The sequence below is a fragment of the Lysinibacillus sp. NPDC056185 genome, from assembly GCF_047737915.1.
In the GTDB taxonomy this organism is placed as follows: Bacteria; Bacillota; Bacilli; order Bacillales_A; family Planococcaceae; genus Lysinibacillus.
In genome coordinates this window covers 1-15532 of the sequence record NZ_JBLLLQ010000055.1, presented here as the reverse complement: position 1 = coordinate 15532, position 15532 = coordinate 1, and the positions used below count along the sequence as shown (strand labels likewise).

The following is a 15532-nucleotide window of genomic DNA, read 5'->3' as shown; positions in this document are numbered from 1 at the left end:
GGATAGGAGTGACCCTTAGTAACAAGCTTCGGAGGTGTAAGGCTAAATTAGCTTTACATTACTATTAATATGTCGTAATAGCTTTGTTTGTATAGTTCATAGCCTGAGAAATAGTATTAAAAATAAAAAGTTGTAGCGTGGTATGAGCAATTAGTAAGCATATGAAGCTTTCCAGTACAACATATTTAGAGACAGAAACAAATTTGAATCAGATGGGGAAGTAGTCGAAAGGCTGCTTCTTTTTAGTTTGTCAAAAAGGTTGGATACTTCAACTAATGATGAAATTCAGTTTAGTTAGAAGGAATTTGTTGGAAGTGTAAAGAAGTAATAAAGAAAAATAAATTCTTTGTGGAAGGGGATAATTTGAAAGTGATAGACAAAATGGAGAAGTTTGATTTTGCAACTTTAGAAATGAATGATGAACAAAAAGAATTTGCCTCTGCTTTAACATTAATTACAGAAGGAAAAGAATGTTTGGCTGCAGAAATTTTAAAGAATCTGTATTGTGAGTCTCATGATTATTCATTGCAAAGTAGTTGTGCCAAGATTTTATTTGAGCTTTATTTTACTAAATCCGAATGGAAACAATTAGAGATGCTCGGCCTTCTTGATGATCTCAGCATTGATCAAAGCAATCGTTTAATTGCGAAAGCTTGCAGCAGCAAGTCTGAAAAAACAACGTTCTCCTTCTTAAACGATGAAATACGTATTCCAATGAAACTAAGTATTTCTGGCTCTCCGACGGTTGATGTAATGATTAATGGAAATAAAAAAAGCTTTTGGTTAGATACTGGAGCAGGGATGACAGTCATCTCAAATGCTTTAGTGAGTGACTGTAATATTAACATTGTGAAAGATGAAGAATTGGAGGTTGGAAATTCAACAAGCCAAAATTTTAGTGCCGATTTGGCCATCATCGATATAATTGGCATACAGGGGCTAACAATTCATAATCAGCCTACATTGGTGTTAGCGAATGATTTATTAATGATTCAAAACCCTAAAACAGAAGAAATAATGCAGGTAGACGGTATCATTGGATGGGATATCATACAACATATTTTTCTGGAAATCGACTATGGACGAAAACAGGTAATAATTCAGAAACCGCAACGAAAAGATGGTGTGGAGAACAACCTTTTCTTCTGTGGGTATCCGATTTTGAAAGTGAAAGGTCAGAATCAAGTCCCGTTGTATTTCGGTTTAGACACCGGTGCGAATAAGAGCCATTTTGGACAACCGCTCCTATCGAAAATCGATAATCTTAAAATAGCAAGAAGAAAGGTACATTCAGGAGGCTTCGGTGATGTAAAAGAAAGAGAATTAGACAGCATAGAAAGTTTAACTGTAAATCTGAATGAGAATCAGTCGATCAGGTTACACAACGTGAGAGAGATGTTGACAGATCTTGCTACTTTTTTCAAGCTAGACGGTGTTTTTGGTAGTGATATTGCTAAGGATGGGCGTATGGTGATTGATTATATGAATAGAAAGTTTGAACTTGTGTTTATCTAATGATGCTGCCAAGAGTCAAGCAATTATTATTATGTATTTAATCTTGGTATAAGGTTTTATTATCATAACTTTATAGGAGGTAATAGTTCATGCCCTTATTCAAATACGGAGTGCTAAAAGGTAAGGTTGTTGACGTGAGACCTGTGGATTCATTTGATAAGACGCCTCATTACGAAGTGCATATTCGAGCAAGAAAGAATAATAAAAGTGAGGAAGATTATAGGATTGCGATCAATGTTGCCTCTAAGGTAAAGCCTTCAGAAGTCCTATATTTTGTTAGTGAAGATTTCAACTCTAATCAAATAACAATTATTCCAAATTACGAAGAAGGATTTACAGAAGTTACTAATGAAAATCGCGAAATTGCATTAGATTATATTCGTGGTGGCTTATTTGATCCCTCAAAAATGATTCCTCTCCCTGCAACAAAAAACGGACCAGACAATGACTTAAATGAGAAAGTTAATAAATATATGCAAGAGGCAATGACTAAAAAAGCTATAGTGTATGCTTACGGAGAAAAATTTAAAACTGAAAATGAAAGAGATAAATATTTCGGGTTTTCTCCAGGCAGAGGCATTCATGATATTCATATGAATCAAGGAAATAGTAGGGATTTTAGAACAGACGACGGGATATGGCAAGATGGTGGTGTACTTATTCATTTTGAGGAAGAGAATAGATGGGTTGGTATATTCCTAGCTTTCCAATCGCAGTCTTGGTGTACAGATGACTATGGACATGCAACTAAGCCAGTTAGTGTATGTAACCATAAGAATAGAAAATCGACACTAGAAATCCACAGCACATAAAAGTGCATGAGAAGGGGCTATTAAAGAAGGTGGGAAAAGCACAAATCCTACTGGTGCACTTACCATAAACAAATGGCAACAATGCTTAGAAGGTCAGTATGTAGCTAAATAAAGAACTTAGACCAAGATTGCTTAATGGCTATCTTGGTTTATTTTGTGTTCTGTATTTTTATTGCTAGTGAAATTATTCACAAGTATTACAATTAAATTAACTAAGCCTTTTAATATAGTGCTTAAAATACCAGGTTTCATCAATTGATACAACGTTAAACTGGAGCCAAATATTATTACTACACTCAAAAGGGTCTTTATTCATGTTTTCATTTAATACCTCTTTTATACTTTTATAGGTATATATTTAGTGGAGTCAAATGATAAAGTAAAAGTTAAATTTTTGAAATGGTAGAAAAGGGGATTGGATGTAAAATATGCTTGACACCTAATTTATCTTATTTTATTATCAAGGTGTAAAGAATGTTTTACACCTTATTAAATCTAAAGGTGGCATAGTAATGGAAAATAGAATCAGGGAATACCGAGAAAAGAATGGTTATTCACAAGGTAAATTGGGGGATTTATGTAAAGTAACAAGACAAACAATCAATGCCATTGAAAATAATAAGTATGATCCAAGTTTAGAATTGGCATTTAATTTGTCTTATGTTTTAGGTATTTCTATTGAAAAATTATTTATATTTAAATATGAAAGGAATGAGAAAAAGTGATAACTGTAAAAAAAATCAGTTTAATCTGTTCTTTAATTCTTATTACTGCAACTGGATGCTATGGGATATATGAATGGTTTACAAAAGAAATAATTAATGCTACTACATTATTCTTTGTCTTCCTAGGTGTTGGTTTTTTATTCCAATCCCTTACCTGGGGTGAAATGGATGGAAAGTACGAAAGAGAAAAAGATGAATTAGAGAAACATATAACTCTTTTAAGTTCAAAAATTAGTTATTATCTATTACTTATATTAATGATAATCGTCTTAGTTGTCTCGGAAAAGGTAATTGCAATGAATGATATAAAGAATATTCCTCTTGTTATTGTAATTGGACTAGCTTTGATAACTATGCCAATCACTGAATTCGTAGTTTCGAAAAAATACCGTTAAAAATGTGGCTATATATAAATTAATTCGTGTATTAATTGAGAGGGCTTTATTTAAATAATCAAAATCAAGGCCAATCCATTATGAGTATTCTTATTTTCTCCCTTTTTATATATTCGTTTTTATATTTTATTTGCTTTTTATCAAAATAGGTCAGATGTTGCTAGATGGCGTATTAATAAAGTATATTTACAGGTATGGATGCAGATCAATATTTATAGGCGTACATTATGAAATAAAAAGCAGACAGCCTATTTATACTCAATAAATATTGGGCCTATAAGGGTCAGTTTTGGGGGGAATCTTGATATCACGTTTGTAGAGGATAAATGAAGCTGATTTTGCAAAAGAGCAACCAAACAGCAACATTTATCCTATTTTTGTTCCCAAACTAGTTTGAGAAGTATACAGGTAAATTCTAAGTATATCGAATTCCTCATAATCCATTTATATCAATGTTTCATGAAATTACAAATAGATAGAAACGTATGATAAAGTATTGAAAATGTTATTACTTGAACCAAAGTGATTGATGTTAGTTGAATACAATATTAATCATTCATTTATTTTTAGTTCAGATCGGTTACATTACCTCTAAAAATGGTTTTTATTTTGAATCATTACCAATATGAGGATTTTTTGTATGTTAATATGGAAATATAAAAAAATCAGTATGCAACAAACGGGTCGTTTTATTGAAAACACAATGTAGTGCTTTTCGTATGCAAGGTAGGGAAGGAGGTCAAGATAAATGAAAATTACTATGCGATATGGGGTTGACGCTCCATTTTGGGTTGCCTTTTTAATTATTATCGGGCTGGTATTTACGTTATCGGGTGTAATTGGTTCAGTCAATGGATTTGTATTGGGCTATGGTTTGATTTGTCTTGTGACGGGCCTATGGATGATTACATACTCAACAACAATCAAAATCGCACACAGAGAGGTGATTTTGAGCCTTGCACAAGTTAAATCAGGTGATGAACTTCTTGATGTGGGAACAGGTCGTGGACTTTTAGCTATTTCTGCATCTCAAAGGGGTTGTAAGGTGACAGCCACTGATATTTGGTCAAAATGGGATTTGGGGGGGAATGGAAAAGCTAAACTACAAGCTAATATGGTTGCTGAAAGTGTGAAAGAAATCGACATCATGGATGCTGACGCTCGGGAACTTCCATTTTCGGACGAAAGTTTCGATATTGTTGTCTCAAACTTCGTAGTTCATAACATTAAAAGTGTAGAAGGAAGAAGGAAGGCGATTCTTGAAATGTGGCGAGTTTTAAGACCAAATGGTCGAATAGTCATTTCTGATTTCAGTAAAACTTCTGAATACATTCAAATATTGAATTCAGTTTCCAATCGCGTTGAAGTAAAGCAATTTTTTTATACATTTCCGTTTTCAAAAGCTGTTGTTGTGCAAAAGATTTAAGAAATCTATAGAAGAAAAAGATGTATTTTCTAAAAGGTTCATATAACAGGGGCAGAACGAGCAAATGATGATTATAAGTTTTCTTTTAACTAGTTGGATATTAAGCTGGTTTAAGTTTGACGAGTTGTTTATTCAAGCATTCAAGGAACTATTTAACAAAAAGGTGACAATAGCAAGTTATTATTTTATATTTTTTTGTATTGGGGCAATTGGAGACTTAATCTTATTTTTTAACGGAAATAATATAAGCAATGTATTCAGCTAACTACTAGATTGCGGAATAAAGAAAACAGCTTTTAACCTACAATCTCATAATAATGAAGAGAATCCTATTAATGTTTTGAGAAATATACAGATATATTCTAAGTGTATTGAATACATCATAATCCATTTATATCAACGTTTTGGGAATTGTTATATGGATAGAAATGTATGGCAAAGGATTGAAATTGAAATTACTTGAACCAAGTTGAACCAACAAGATAGATGTTAGTGGAATACATTTTGCTAATATATTCCACTGCTATGTGTACATTTAAAGACTTTTAATAATGGAGCTTATTAAAGTAAAGCACTCGTTGAACAAGAACCATTATTTTTATGACACATCATTATCCTATTAAGACAAAAGCCAGCATTAATGCTGGCTTTTTCACTTATCTAAAAATTATTTCCTTTTACATCATTTTTTTGAGGTATGGAATCTTTCTCCATACAAAATGACTTAGCAAAAAGCTTAGAATGATTCCTAAAAATACCGTTATAAGAAATTTAGTCCAGACTGATATTGGTAGGTCATTCAATGTATATTGAAGGAAGACAACTACTGGGACATGGATGAAATAAACAACAAATACATTGTTTGCTAACATCTTTGACCAACGATTAGCGCCGTTAACTTTCTCTCTAAATAAAATTAGAAGACCGATTACAAGTGAAATACACAGTAACGTCTCAATTAATGATCGAGCCAACGAACCGAAGTTTTGTCCACCCTTTAAAAGAAAAGGATCTATCGTATTTCCTCCAAAATACAAAATGGTCACTATTAATATTCCAATAACAAGCCAGATGTATCCTGCTCTCGAACTCATAGTTAAAAACCATTTGCGATGATAAGCCATAATGCCTAAACAAAAGAAAGTCACATACTGTGGTACATGTGCAAATTCAGTTTGAATAAATCCTAAAAAAGCTGTCCAATGATCAATAGGAAACCATATCCTTGTAATAAAAGTCACTAAACTAACGACCAACCACAGGGAGAGAATCTGATAAACCTTAATGTTTCTATCAGACTTTTGTGTGAATTTCTTAGATGTAAAGAAGGTCCAGACCGAAAACACAATCGCATACACAAGTAAATGCTCTAAAAACCATAAATGGCCAAATTGCATATCAGGCCATGATGGCCCACTCCAATTCGCGGGTTCATTACCAAGTCCAAAAAATATATTAACATAGTAAGAAAAAAATGGGATGGGTTCATAATCTCTGAAATTAATGTAATATAAATACATCAGAATAGGAATCATCACGAGAAATCCCAGTAGTAATGGAATACCAATTCTAATAAGCCGTTCTTTTAAAAACCGTTTCGTCCCTTTTCTTGAGATTGATTGGGGGAGAAAATAGGCTGATAAAAAGAAAAACAAACTCATAAAAAATGCTGCATTTACAGAGAAAAATCTGCCCAACCAATTGATAGATTCATCATCCAAAAAATACCACCAACCACCTGGTCCATAAGCTTGTCCAGCATGGTGAGCTACTACAAGCATAATTAAAGCTATTTTTAAATTATCGATGAAATATAAACGATCACTCTCTTTTTTCACCTATAAACTCCTTTCCCACTAGAAGTTACACTGAGATAATATCAATGTATTTATTACCACCTTAGGAAAAAATCTGTTAAGTTCTTTATGAGGTTCAAGCCGATTTGAACCGATTTGAACCAACTTGAACTAACTTGAACCAAAAAACCTTTGTAAACGTTGATACAATAAGATATTGATTAACGTTTTGAGGATTAATCATCGAGTAGGGCAGTGAATTTAGAATGCATCGATGTAATGAAGGTCCACATCAGCTTCAGCCGAGGTAAGTTATTCCTTAAAATAAACTCATATTATTCACCTTAACAGATTTCAAACTTTATCTCTCGCAAGCAATACCATCTTTGTCACGATCTTTCGAAGCATTTGCTTTATATAGTTCAGCTGAAACAAAAGGTGCGTATTTTGTTTTTCCGCCTTTGTTTTTCACATTGGCATCCTTAGCAACGCCACCTTTGTAGTCCTTATTTAACTCTGTGCAATTTTTGTATGTTTTCGCTGCTGCCTCTATTGGTGTTGGGATACTCATTGTTCCACCGATTAATAATGCACCTGCGATAATTGAAGTAGCTAATTTTTTCAAAAATGTTCCTCCTAGAATTATTTTTATTGTTTTATAATGAAATACATAATAACAATAGTAATTAAAGTAGATTTTCCTTTATTATTGTTAATTGATGTAAAACATTAGGTTTAATGACCTCGAGTAAATATTACTATTATGTTCATGAGAAAACAATCCATTATTGCTTTATATTTACAAAATTGTTTGTATGAAATACATAATTATGTTTCTTTTAAAGCAATTTTCAAACTCAATTAATGTAAATGATTTAATCATATTATCATTCTTTATAATTTCTCATATCTTTTGCAAATTTTATTCATGTCGTTTGACAATTTATTATCATATGATTTTTTAATCATTAGAACAAAGGAATCGCCAAATAAAATACTATTCAAAGTAAGGTTTTCAAATTGATGAAAACTATAAACTGAAATTAGTTCTCCAAAAATATTTATTTTTATGCATTCTACCGTTATCGAAGAAGGTAGATGAAAGGCGGTGTATTTTAATTGAGTGTAATAAGAAATGACTCAGTTTTTACAACCAATCTAAAAGAAGCCTATGAATTTGCACATTACTTATCTTTTATTAAAGGTGTAGATAATGTTGAAGTAGAACAAATTAACGATAATTGCTACGTTAGATTTACTATGGAATGCATTGATGGATTAGGTGAACAGATTTGGAATATCGTAGAGCGATTCAATTTTGAAAGTTTAGTTTTTTACGGTGTGTATTGGGATGTTTTACGAGGGAATATAACTGAGTAGAAATAAACATTATGCCTTCCGCAGATGAATGTGGAGGGCTTTTATTATGTAACAGTTCTTAAGCTAAATGGCGTAAACTTTCGTGATATAAGTGTACATTTTCCATTAGCCATCTCTCTATTGGATTAAAGTGATTATATCTGTTCACTAAACTTTCGGAATTATTTGAAAATAATTCGATAAAATGTATAATTATTTAAAGGGAGGTAATAAATACCGTATAAATTGTTTTGGTGTAGTTCATTTCCAAATAAATTAAAAATTATCATTCGCGGTTAAACAAGTAGGAGATGTTTAATCTTCATAAGAATCTTCCACCTCTATGTATATTACCTCTACTTGAAATCTAAACTAGAAAACAATACTATTATATCTTCTTTGCCAAAACATTCTATGCAGTATCTTCATTTTGCTTATAGATTATTATTTCAAAACAATCTAGGAATGCGGAGGAGATATGTTATGGAAAAGAACTCAAATCTATGGAAAATTGTATTTGTAGCTAGTTTTATAGGTTTAACAGTTGATGGTATGGATATTCAAATGCTGTCATTGGCTATGCCGAGCCTAATTGACGAATTCGTCTTAGATACCAAGGCTGCTGGTTGGATCAGTACATTCTCTCTATTAGGGATGGCACTTGGTGGAATCCTAGGAGGTTGGTTATCCGACCGCTTTGGCCGTGTTAAAATGATGACCTATATGATGATCTTATTCTCAGTTGGAACCGCTCTCTTAGCTTTTGTACAGACATATGAACAATTTATTATTGTTCGTTTCATATCAGCAATTGGTATGGGGGCTGAATATTCATTGGCCACAATGTTAATGGCTGAATATGTAAAAGTTAAAAATAGAGCAACGATTATGGGCGTATTAGGTTCTTCCTATTCATTAGGATATTTAGTCGCGGTTTTATTAGCGGGCGCGATTCTACCTGAATATGGTTGGAGACCATTATTCTTAATTTCAATCTTCCCGGTTGTTGTGGCGATCTATATTCGAGTAAAAGTACCCGAACCTACTGGCTGGAAATTGGCTAAAAAACAAGCTAAGACATCGAAAGTTAAGAAATCAAATGAATGGCTTGCGTTGTTTAGAGATAAGAAAGTTTTTACAATCTTTCTATTATGGATAGTAACTTCTTCTCTATTGCAATTCGGTTATTACGGGATAGGTACTTGGTTACCGACGTATATAGTGAAAGAATTAGGCTTTAATTTCAAAGAAATGACAGGATATTTAATTGGAACATATACAGCATCGATTCTTGGTAAAGCACTTGCTGGTTGGGTTGCCAATGTAATTGGTCGTCGTGGGGTTTTCGTCATTGCAGGATTATCTACAGCAGTCATGCTACCAGTCATATATTTTTATCAATCACCAGGAAACATCATTATTTTAATGACTATTCTAGGTTTCGTATACGGAGCGCCGTATGGTGTAAATGCTACTTATTTAAGTGAAAGCTTCCCGACTCATATTAGAGGAACCGCTGTAGGTGCAGCTTATAATACGGGAAGAATAGGTGCAGCGATAGCTCCTATCCTTATTGGAATTATCGCTACTTCACAATCAATTGGATTTGGACTAGCTGTGTTAGGTATTTCTTATGCAATCATGGGGTTAATTCCTGCATTATTCATTAAAGAGAAAATGTATGATACTTTTGAAAACGATACAAAAGGAGATGTATTAGAAAAAGAGGGGGAGATCGGGAAAGAAGGGGGTCTAGCAAAAGAGGTTCTAGTGCAGAAACCTTAAAGAGATAAAAAAGCCGCAAAGCGTTTCTCTAAGAAAGCTTTGCGGTCGATTTATGATTCTAAGCCTAGTGGCATAACAGTTGATAAGAATAAGTATTATCCGATATCAATTGAACAGTTGAAAAATGAGCAAAGTATACCTACGCGAACGGAGAAAGCTTTTTGTTATTATTGTTCTTTACCCTGAATTTCTTCATTGAAAAAATGGATACCTGTATGTCCTCCACCTTCAGCAACCATTTCGTTTGAAGCTATCTTTGTTGGAGATGTTCCTGCTCGTGTTGCTGCTTGAGCAGTTATCCGCTCTGATATGTTTTTGTCTATCTCCGTAGTATTTAAATAGGATCCTAATTTAGCTTTTGCGCTATTGAGCATACTTAAGGCTTTATCACGGTTTTCTTCTTTACTTAAATAAAATGCTGTTAAAGCTAACCCTGCAATTACAACACCTGTTCTTCGTTTTGCCATTATAAATCTCTCCCAAAAATATAGAATCTGACTCTATATTTTTTCTTTTCCCTACTTTTTAGAGGAATAAACATAATTTATATATATTACCTTTTCCTCTTTCATAAAAAACAAAATTCATAGTTCTTATATAAGTATGAGAACAAGAAACATTCCAAAACAGGGGAGAGTTAAGGGGCTTGCACGGTAAGGCTATTTATTATGGAGTCATTATGTGACAAATGTTACCTTTTAATCTATATTATTAAATAGATTGGAGGTAGCATTGTTTGGATAAGGAAAAATTAATATTAGATATTCTAGAAGGATTAATTAATCAGGAAGAGCCTAAATTTTATGATTTTGAAATAGAAAAACAAACATTCGGAGAAATAGTTGAAATGATCCAAGAAAAAGGGTTCATTTCTGGTGCGAGCATTTATCGTGAATGTCTAGAGAATAAATTAATATCGGTTTCCTTGTATAACGCCAAGGTTGAATCGAAAGGATTAAATTACATAGAAAATAATATTATGAGTCACATCTAACTGTATGTCACCCCAAAAGATAGATTTTTAGTCTAACTTTTGGGGTGAAATAGAATTGAGTGACTATTTTTTATTTACTGGCACAACTACTGTTACTTTTTCGCCAATAAATCTGTTATCTTTTGAAGCACTATCAAAAACAAATTTTAATTCTTTAACACCTTCTAAACCTTCTTTTCCTAAATCAAATATAACTTCACCTTTTTGTATTACTTTGCCAATAAATTCGGACTCAAAATGAGAAATTTCAACAATAGAATTGATTTGACGTTTTGTATCAGTGGTCATTTTCGCTGAATTTGGATAAAAACTTAAAGTGTCATCAGATAAATTTTCTCCCGTTATAGATAGGATAAGTACATTTGTTTCAGCTTCTGTTTCAATCATTTTTGGATCACGCGCAACAAGTTTAGCTGTTTTCATACCATCAATTGAAAATTCAACATCAGCACTTTTGTATTTTTCAGTTGGTGCTTCATATAAATCCGTGATTGTATATGTACCTGCAAAATCATCTTTCACTACATCACCAACATTCGCTTCTGTTAAATTATCTACTTTATTGGATTTGCTTTCTTCTATTTTAATGTCAGTAGAACCTGTTACAGCTTTTTCTAGTGAAGCTGCATACTTAGCAAATTCATTATCTTCCATATCACCATTCATTTGTAATAAAAACTTTCCACTTTGATGAGTGTGAGAATAAAACATAGGACTTGAATTTCCTAATTCATCATAATAACTCTTTGCTTTTTTTAGATTTTCTTCATTATCGAATAAAAATATTCGACCACCTGAATTATCACCGAGAGAAGGGATAAAAATTCTTTTACCTTCTTTTCGGATATTTCCAAATTCATCTTTTGGTAAGTCTGAAGCTTCTCCTAGTTCTAAACCATCATCTTTAAAATGTTTCATTACGTCATCTACTGTTTTCGCTAGAACTTTTTGTGGTTCTTCAGTTTTAGTACCATTCTCTTTTTGTGGCTCTTCCTTAGCTTTGTCTTCTCCACAACCAGCCAATCCTAAACTTAATACTAATGCTGCACTAAAAATTAATTTTTTCTTCATATATAAAATCCTCCCTCAATATTACCATTCTAGGTAATATTGAGTAAAAAGTATATAAAAAAAACAGACAACTGTGATTAGTTATCTTTTTCTCCAAAAAGACACGACCGTATTATTTGCATTTATTCTTGGCTAAAAGTGAAAAAAGGTGAAATCGAAACATTATTCTATGACGTAAAACCTTGCGATAATAACCTTTGCGAATACATATGAAAGAGGGTAAAAGCATGAACGCTCACGATAAATATAAGGAATTATGTTTTTGGATTCCTAGGTATATCAAGGTTTGTAAGGTATTTGTGAGGGTGATCTTAAAAAATTGGGATATTCATTTGGCTAAATTCACAGGGGGGTATAACAAGGGCAAAGTGATGACAAAAACAATTGTCAAATCTTGATATATTTACAGATGAAGAAACAGGAAATTACAACTAAATAATGACGTATGCAGCCTTCCCTTGAAAGAAGTGAGGGCTATTTTTATTCTTACATTAGTTCACGTTCACTGTACGTGTGTTTCTAAAAATAAGCGAAAGCCTCCATTCATAGAACCAGTATCATTGTAGTAGTCTCATTTATTATATGTAAATTTATATGGAAATAATTAAATTTATAGGTATAATTTATTATGTATATTATTATTATCGTTACTTTAGGAGGTGTTTTAGAATGGTTTTTTAATTGGTATTAAATCATATTTATTAAAGCTGAAACAGAAGAAGAAAAATTGAAAGCTTCCGTTATTTATGGTTGGTCTTTAATAGCTGTCGCTGTAATATGCTTTTTCTTGATAAGCGTTGTAAATAACTCTATCGCTGAATTTGCTTTAATATTGTTAGTAGTAATCATACTATTCATAACTAGATATAACTCTATAAAACCTTTGTTGGGTGCAGCGTCTGCTGGTTTAAGCGTTGTTGCATTTACAGCAGTATTGGAATCAGTTTTTTCTAGACGAAATGATAGTTCTGCAACAATGGGCGCTATTTTTGGCGTAATATTAGTTCTTGGATTAATTATTACTAAAAATTGTATCATATGATTATATTATTTATCCCGTGAAACTTATAGATTCTATAATTATAAAACAAAATGTACAAGCCTAGAAGAAACAATTTAATTTACAAATATTTGAGAAACCACATCTAACAAGGTGCGGCTTTTTATTATGTATCCAAATCCAATTACGCAGTTTATCATTTACAGTCTCATCGAGTAGGGCAGTGAATTTAGCATGCATTTTTTGTGAAGCGTTTACACGCATGCCTCCTGTTACATGAAAGTAAATTCTAGTTGTCGTGTCTGAGTTTTTATGGCCAACACGATTCAGATTGTAATTGGTCCACCTCAGCTTCAGCAAGAAGGCTAATGTGAGACCACCAGATAAAGTAGTTTTAGACTTCGACTTTGAGGAGGAATACGTTCGAACGACGTTACCAAGCAGTGAAGTTAGGACGTAAAAAACATTGATGTGATAAGTCTGAATACTGTCGGGCAGCAAAGAAGTTAGAAATTACATTCGAAATTGAGGATTTACTAGATTAGGCGGTGGAATTGGATGAACAATGTACCTACAAACGTTCGTCTTATTGTCTACTTGGACTTTCAGACAGGCGAAGAATAATGATAAAATCAGTCGCTTAGTGCTGGAATATAAGACTAGGCTTGTCATTTCTTGCGCTTACCTGGGAAATTATTTCTTATTTCCTAACCTGAGTAACCACTTTCCGAAAAAAGCCACTCATTTAAGTGGGCTAAATTATTGCTTCAACCTTCCTGTTATGATGGATACCGGGAAATAATACATGCCGAGTTCATTTGATTGTTTTTCAGATATATTCATAGATACTGTCCCAATATCAACATATTCTATCGTTAATGTTTTCCAACCTTCTTCTTCTAGTAACGCATCGGATGCTTGACTGTACATAGACACAGCAATATCTTCTGGTGGTAAATTGAATTTGTTTGGCGCTAAGTCTATTACTGCTTTAATCTCGCCATTTTCGACGGTTAAACTAATTAATTTATCGTTCTCACCCATAGCTGAATACTCAAGTATTCCTTTTGCTTCATCTGCGGAAATTTTTTTCTCTGTTATGTCTCTAGTTTCCTCTTTTGTTTTCTGTTCAGAAAGAGCCTTTTCCTCAGCTTCTTTAGCTTTTCGTTCTTCCTCTTTATTACCTTGTTCAGCCTCCTTTTCTTTCGCTTTATCTAATTCTTCCTGAGCCTTATCTGTTTCTTCAGCTTTTTCTTCACCACAAGCTGAAAGTAATAGTGAAGACATGGCTCCTATGTAGATTAATTTTTTCATTGTGTAACCCCCGCTATATTTCCATTATAGGAAATATAGCGTGAAAAGCACATAAAAACAGACAACTGTGATTAGTTATCTTATTCTCAAAGAAGAGCCGGCCACAACCTTCCATTTGCACTATTATATATAAGTAGAGGGGGATGGAAAGTAGATTAATGTTTGATTTTTTTAAAAAGTCTGCTACCATAAAAAAGAAACATTAGTTCTTATTTTAGGAGGCGCTTTATGAAAAAAATGTTTTTATCTTCTTCGTTTTATGATACTAGTCATTTTTTGAAAGATTTCGTCGGAGACAACATTGAAGGAAAAAGAGTTACTTTTATTCCAACTGCAAGTTTAGTTGAAGAGGAAGTACATTATGTAGATTCTGCAAAAACAGCCTTTGAAGAGTTGGGAATGATTGTAGAAATATTAGAAATATCAAAAGTTGATAAATATGAAGCAGAAGAAATATTGAGGAAAAATGATTTTATATATGTATCTGGAGGAAATACATTTTTCTTACTTCAAGAGTTAAAAAGGTCAGGGATAGATCAATTAATTATTGAACAAGTTGGTTCTGGTAAGCTATATATAGGTGAGTCCGCTGGTTCAATTATAATGGCACCTGATATTGAATATGTAAAATATATGGATGAAATGAGTAAAGCGCCGCATTTAGAAACAACTATGGGTTTAAATTTGATTTCATCATATCCTGTTCCTCATTTTGGACATGAATACTTTAGTAGTATGATTGACGAGGTAATTACTAATTATAACAATAAAATTCCACTGACTCCGATATCTAATTCTCAAGTAATTTTAGTTCGAGATAATGATATTGAAATTGTTTAAGTATCTAAAAGAAATGTCGGATATAAAGAAGTCACACTTTCCGTGTACTGAACCTGAAAAGTTAGACTTATTTCGGAGAGGAGTTTTTCCTCTCCACTATATTAATTTAAAAGCTCAATTTTTGAATCAAACCATTGTTCCATGAAATTTATGTGTTCTCTAATTTGTTCTTTTGTGTAATTTTCATCCTCTGAAGTGACGATCCATTTTTCTTCAATATCTTAATTTCTATGGACAATAGCGATAAGTTTATCTGTAAATTCTTCTATTGGCCCCTTTACCTTATTTGAAAGGATATGGACATCCTGTTCCTCTCCATCGCCACCAATGATTCCAAGTAGGTAACCATAATTTATCGGATAGACATTATCAAAAATCATCCTTATAGCCTATTGGTCGATCTACGTATCTTGTACTAAATCTTCAGCCACTGCCCAATCTTGTACATATGTAAAGCATACGCGTAATAAATAATCCCCGTACATTGTCATGGCTCTAGA

General features: G+C 32.7%; 16 protein-coding genes and 1 pseudogene. 10 read left to right on the top strand and 7 right to left on the bottom strand.

Going from position 1 to position 15532, the window contains the following annotated elements; genetic code table 11:
* Positions 1-381 precede the first annotated feature (381 nt).
* The 5 genes from ACMZ42_RS26180 (at position 382) to ACMZ42_RS26160 (ending at position 4873) form a co-directional block, all read left to right on the top strand.
* Positions 382-1515, top strand: coding sequence for a retropepsin-like aspartic protease (locus ACMZ42_RS26180; protein ID WP_415733306.1), 1134 nt, complete (start codon positions 382-384; stop codon positions 1513-1515).
* An 89-nt stretch (positions 1516-1604) separates the two neighbouring features.
* On the top strand, positions 1605-2327 hold the full coding sequence (locus ACMZ42_RS26175; protein WP_415733305.1) for a DUF2278 family protein: 723 nt from the start codon (positions 1605-1607) through the stop codon (positions 2325-2327).
* Between the two features lie 512 nt (positions 2328-2839).
* Positions 2840-3052: a helix-turn-helix transcriptional regulator gene (locus tag ACMZ42_RS26170; protein ID WP_370078818.1), complete on the top strand. Its 213-nt coding sequence runs from the start codon at positions 2840-2842 to the stop codon at positions 3050-3052.
* Positions 3049-3447: a hypothetical protein gene (locus tag ACMZ42_RS26165; RefSeq protein WP_370078820.1), complete on the top strand. Its 399-nt coding sequence runs from the start codon at positions 3049-3051 to the stop codon at positions 3445-3447. Before ACMZ42_RS26170 ends, ACMZ42_RS26165 begins: the two co-directional genes overlap by 4 nt.
* 748 nt (positions 3448-4195) lie before the next feature.
* On the top strand, positions 4196-4873 hold the full coding sequence (locus ACMZ42_RS26160) for a class I SAM-dependent methyltransferase (protein WP_415733304.1): 678 nt from the start codon (positions 4196-4198) through the stop codon (positions 4871-4873).
* Between the two features lie 677 nt (positions 4874-5550).
* On the opposite strand, the gene ACMZ42_RS26155 is transcribed toward ACMZ42_RS26160, so the two are convergent.
* Positions 5551-6711 (bottom strand): acyltransferase family protein, encoded by a 1161-nt coding sequence (locus ACMZ42_RS26155; RefSeq protein ID WP_415733303.1) that lies wholly within the window; start codon positions 6709-6711, stop codon positions 5551-5553.
* A 319-nt stretch (positions 6712-7030) separates the two neighbouring features.
* Positions 7031-7240, bottom strand: a complete 210-nt coding sequence (locus tag ACMZ42_RS26150) for an excalibur calcium-binding domain-containing protein (RefSeq protein ID WP_370079146.1) — start codon at positions 7238-7240, stop codon at positions 7031-7033.
* Positions 7241-7788: 548 nt separating this feature from the next.
* Here ACMZ42_RS26150 and ACMZ42_RS26145 point away from each other — a divergent pair.
* The 3 genes and pseudogenes from ACMZ42_RS26145 to ACMZ42_RS26135 form a co-directional block, all read left to right on the top strand.
* Positions 7789-8049 (top strand): hypothetical protein, encoded by a 261-nt coding sequence (locus ACMZ42_RS26145; RefSeq protein ID WP_415733302.1) that lies wholly within the window; start codon positions 7789-7791, stop codon positions 8047-8049.
* A gap of 462 nt (positions 8050-8511) precedes the next feature.
* Complete coding sequence (locus tag ACMZ42_RS26140) at positions 8512-9813, top strand: MFS transporter (RefSeq protein ID WP_415733301.1); 1302 nt, start codon at positions 8512-8514, stop codon at positions 9811-9813.
* Positions 9814-9954 (top strand): annotated as a pseudogene (locus ACMZ42_RS26135) (IS6 family transposase); the annotation flags it as partial.
* Between the two features lie 26 nt (positions 9955-9980).
* Here ACMZ42_RS26135 and ACMZ42_RS26130 read toward each other — a convergent pair.
* On the bottom strand, positions 9981-10280 hold the full coding sequence (locus ACMZ42_RS26130; protein ID WP_415733300.1) for a hypothetical protein: 300 nt from the start codon (positions 10278-10280) through the stop codon (positions 9981-9983).
* A gap of 269 nt (positions 10281-10549) precedes the next feature.
* Here ACMZ42_RS26130 and ACMZ42_RS26125 point away from each other — a divergent pair, with 269 nt between their 5' ends.
* Positions 10550-10807 carry a YjcQ family protein gene (locus tag ACMZ42_RS26125; RefSeq protein WP_370079124.1) on the top strand — a complete coding sequence of 86 codons (258 nt, stop codon included), beginning with the start codon at positions 10550-10552 and terminating at the stop codon, positions 10805-10807.
* Positions 10808-10870: 63 nt separating this feature from the next.
* Here ACMZ42_RS26125 and ACMZ42_RS26120 read toward each other — a convergent pair whose 3' ends face one another.
* The 3 genes from ACMZ42_RS26120 to ACMZ42_RS26110 form a co-directional block, all read right to left on the bottom strand.
* Positions 10871-11878: a lipoprotein gene (locus tag ACMZ42_RS26120; protein ID WP_415733299.1), complete on the bottom strand. Its 1008-nt coding sequence runs from the start codon at positions 11876-11878 to the stop codon at positions 10871-10873.
* A gap of 744 nt (positions 11879-12622) precedes the next feature.
* Positions 12623-12916, bottom strand: a complete 294-nt coding sequence (locus ACMZ42_RS26115) for a hypothetical protein (protein WP_415733298.1) — start codon at positions 12914-12916, stop codon at positions 12623-12625.
* A gap of 721 nt (positions 12917-13637) precedes the next feature.
* Positions 13638-14192 carry a hypothetical protein gene (locus tag ACMZ42_RS26110; protein WP_415733297.1) on the bottom strand — a complete coding sequence of 185 codons (555 nt, stop codon included), beginning with the start codon at positions 14190-14192 and terminating at the stop codon, positions 13638-13640.
* Positions 14193-14420: 228 nt separating this feature from the next.
* Between ACMZ42_RS26110 and ACMZ42_RS26105 the strand changes: the two genes are divergently transcribed.
* Positions 14421-15032: a Type 1 glutamine amidotransferase-like domain-containing protein gene (locus ACMZ42_RS26105; protein ID WP_415733296.1), complete on the top strand. Its 612-nt coding sequence runs from the start codon at positions 14421-14423 to the stop codon at positions 15030-15032.
* Between the two features lie 221 nt (positions 15033-15253).
* Here the strand turns inward: ACMZ42_RS26105 and ACMZ42_RS26100 are convergent, their stop codons facing one another.
* The gene (locus tag ACMZ42_RS26100) at positions 15254-15412 is read right to left on the bottom strand and encodes a hypothetical protein (protein WP_415733295.1); all 159 of its coding nucleotides are present in this window, start codon (positions 15410-15412) and stop codon (positions 15254-15256) included.
* Positions 15413-15532 lie beyond the last annotated feature (120 nt).

What these genes read in the sequence shown, in the direction of transcription:
- ACMZ42_RS26130 (WP_415733300.1), bottom strand. Translation starts at nt 10,280, where the DNA reads ATGGCAAAACGAAGAACAGGTGTTGTAATTGCAGGGTTAGCTTTAACA.
- ACMZ42_RS26120 (WP_415733299.1), bottom strand. Translation starts at nt 11,878, where the DNA reads ATGAAGAAAAAATTAATTTTTAGTGCAGCATTAGTATTAAGTTTAGGA.
- ACMZ42_RS26150 (WP_370079146.1), bottom strand. Translation starts at nt 7,240, where the DNA reads ATGAGTATCCCAACACCAATAGAGGCAGCAGCGAAAACATACAAAAAT.
- ACMZ42_RS26105 (WP_415733296.1), top strand. Translation starts at nt 14,421, where the DNA reads ATGAAAAAAATGTTTTTATCTTCTTCGTTTTATGATACTAGTCATTTT.
- ACMZ42_RS26175 (WP_415733305.1), top strand. Translation starts at nt 1,605, where the DNA reads ATGCCCTTATTCAAATACGGAGTGCTAAAAGGTAAGGTTGTTGACGTG.
- ACMZ42_RS26160 (WP_415733304.1), top strand. Translation starts at nt 4,196, where the DNA reads ATGAAAATTACTATGCGATATGGGGTTGACGCTCCATTTTGGGTTGCC.
- ACMZ42_RS26140 (WP_415733301.1), top strand. Translation starts at nt 8,512, where the DNA reads ATGGAAAAGAACTCAAATCTATGGAAAATTGTATTTGTAGCTAGTTTT.
- ACMZ42_RS26100 (WP_415733295.1), bottom strand. Translation starts at nt 15,412, where the DNA reads ATGATTTTTGATAATGTCTATCCGATAAATTATGGTTACCTACTTGGA.
- ACMZ42_RS26180 (WP_415733306.1), top strand. Translation starts at nt 382, where the DNA reads ATGGAGAAGTTTGATTTTGCAACTTTAGAAATGAATGATGAACAAAAA.
- ACMZ42_RS26115 (WP_415733298.1), bottom strand. Translation starts at nt 12,916, where the DNA reads ATGATACAATTTTTAGTAATAATTAATCCAAGAACTAATATTACGCCA.
- ACMZ42_RS26110 (WP_415733297.1), bottom strand. Translation starts at nt 14,192, where the DNA reads ATGAAAAAATTAATCTACATAGGAGCCATGTCTTCACTATTACTTTCA.
- ACMZ42_RS26170 (WP_370078818.1), top strand. Translation starts at nt 2,840, where the DNA reads ATGGAAAATAGAATCAGGGAATACCGAGAAAAGAATGGTTATTCACAA.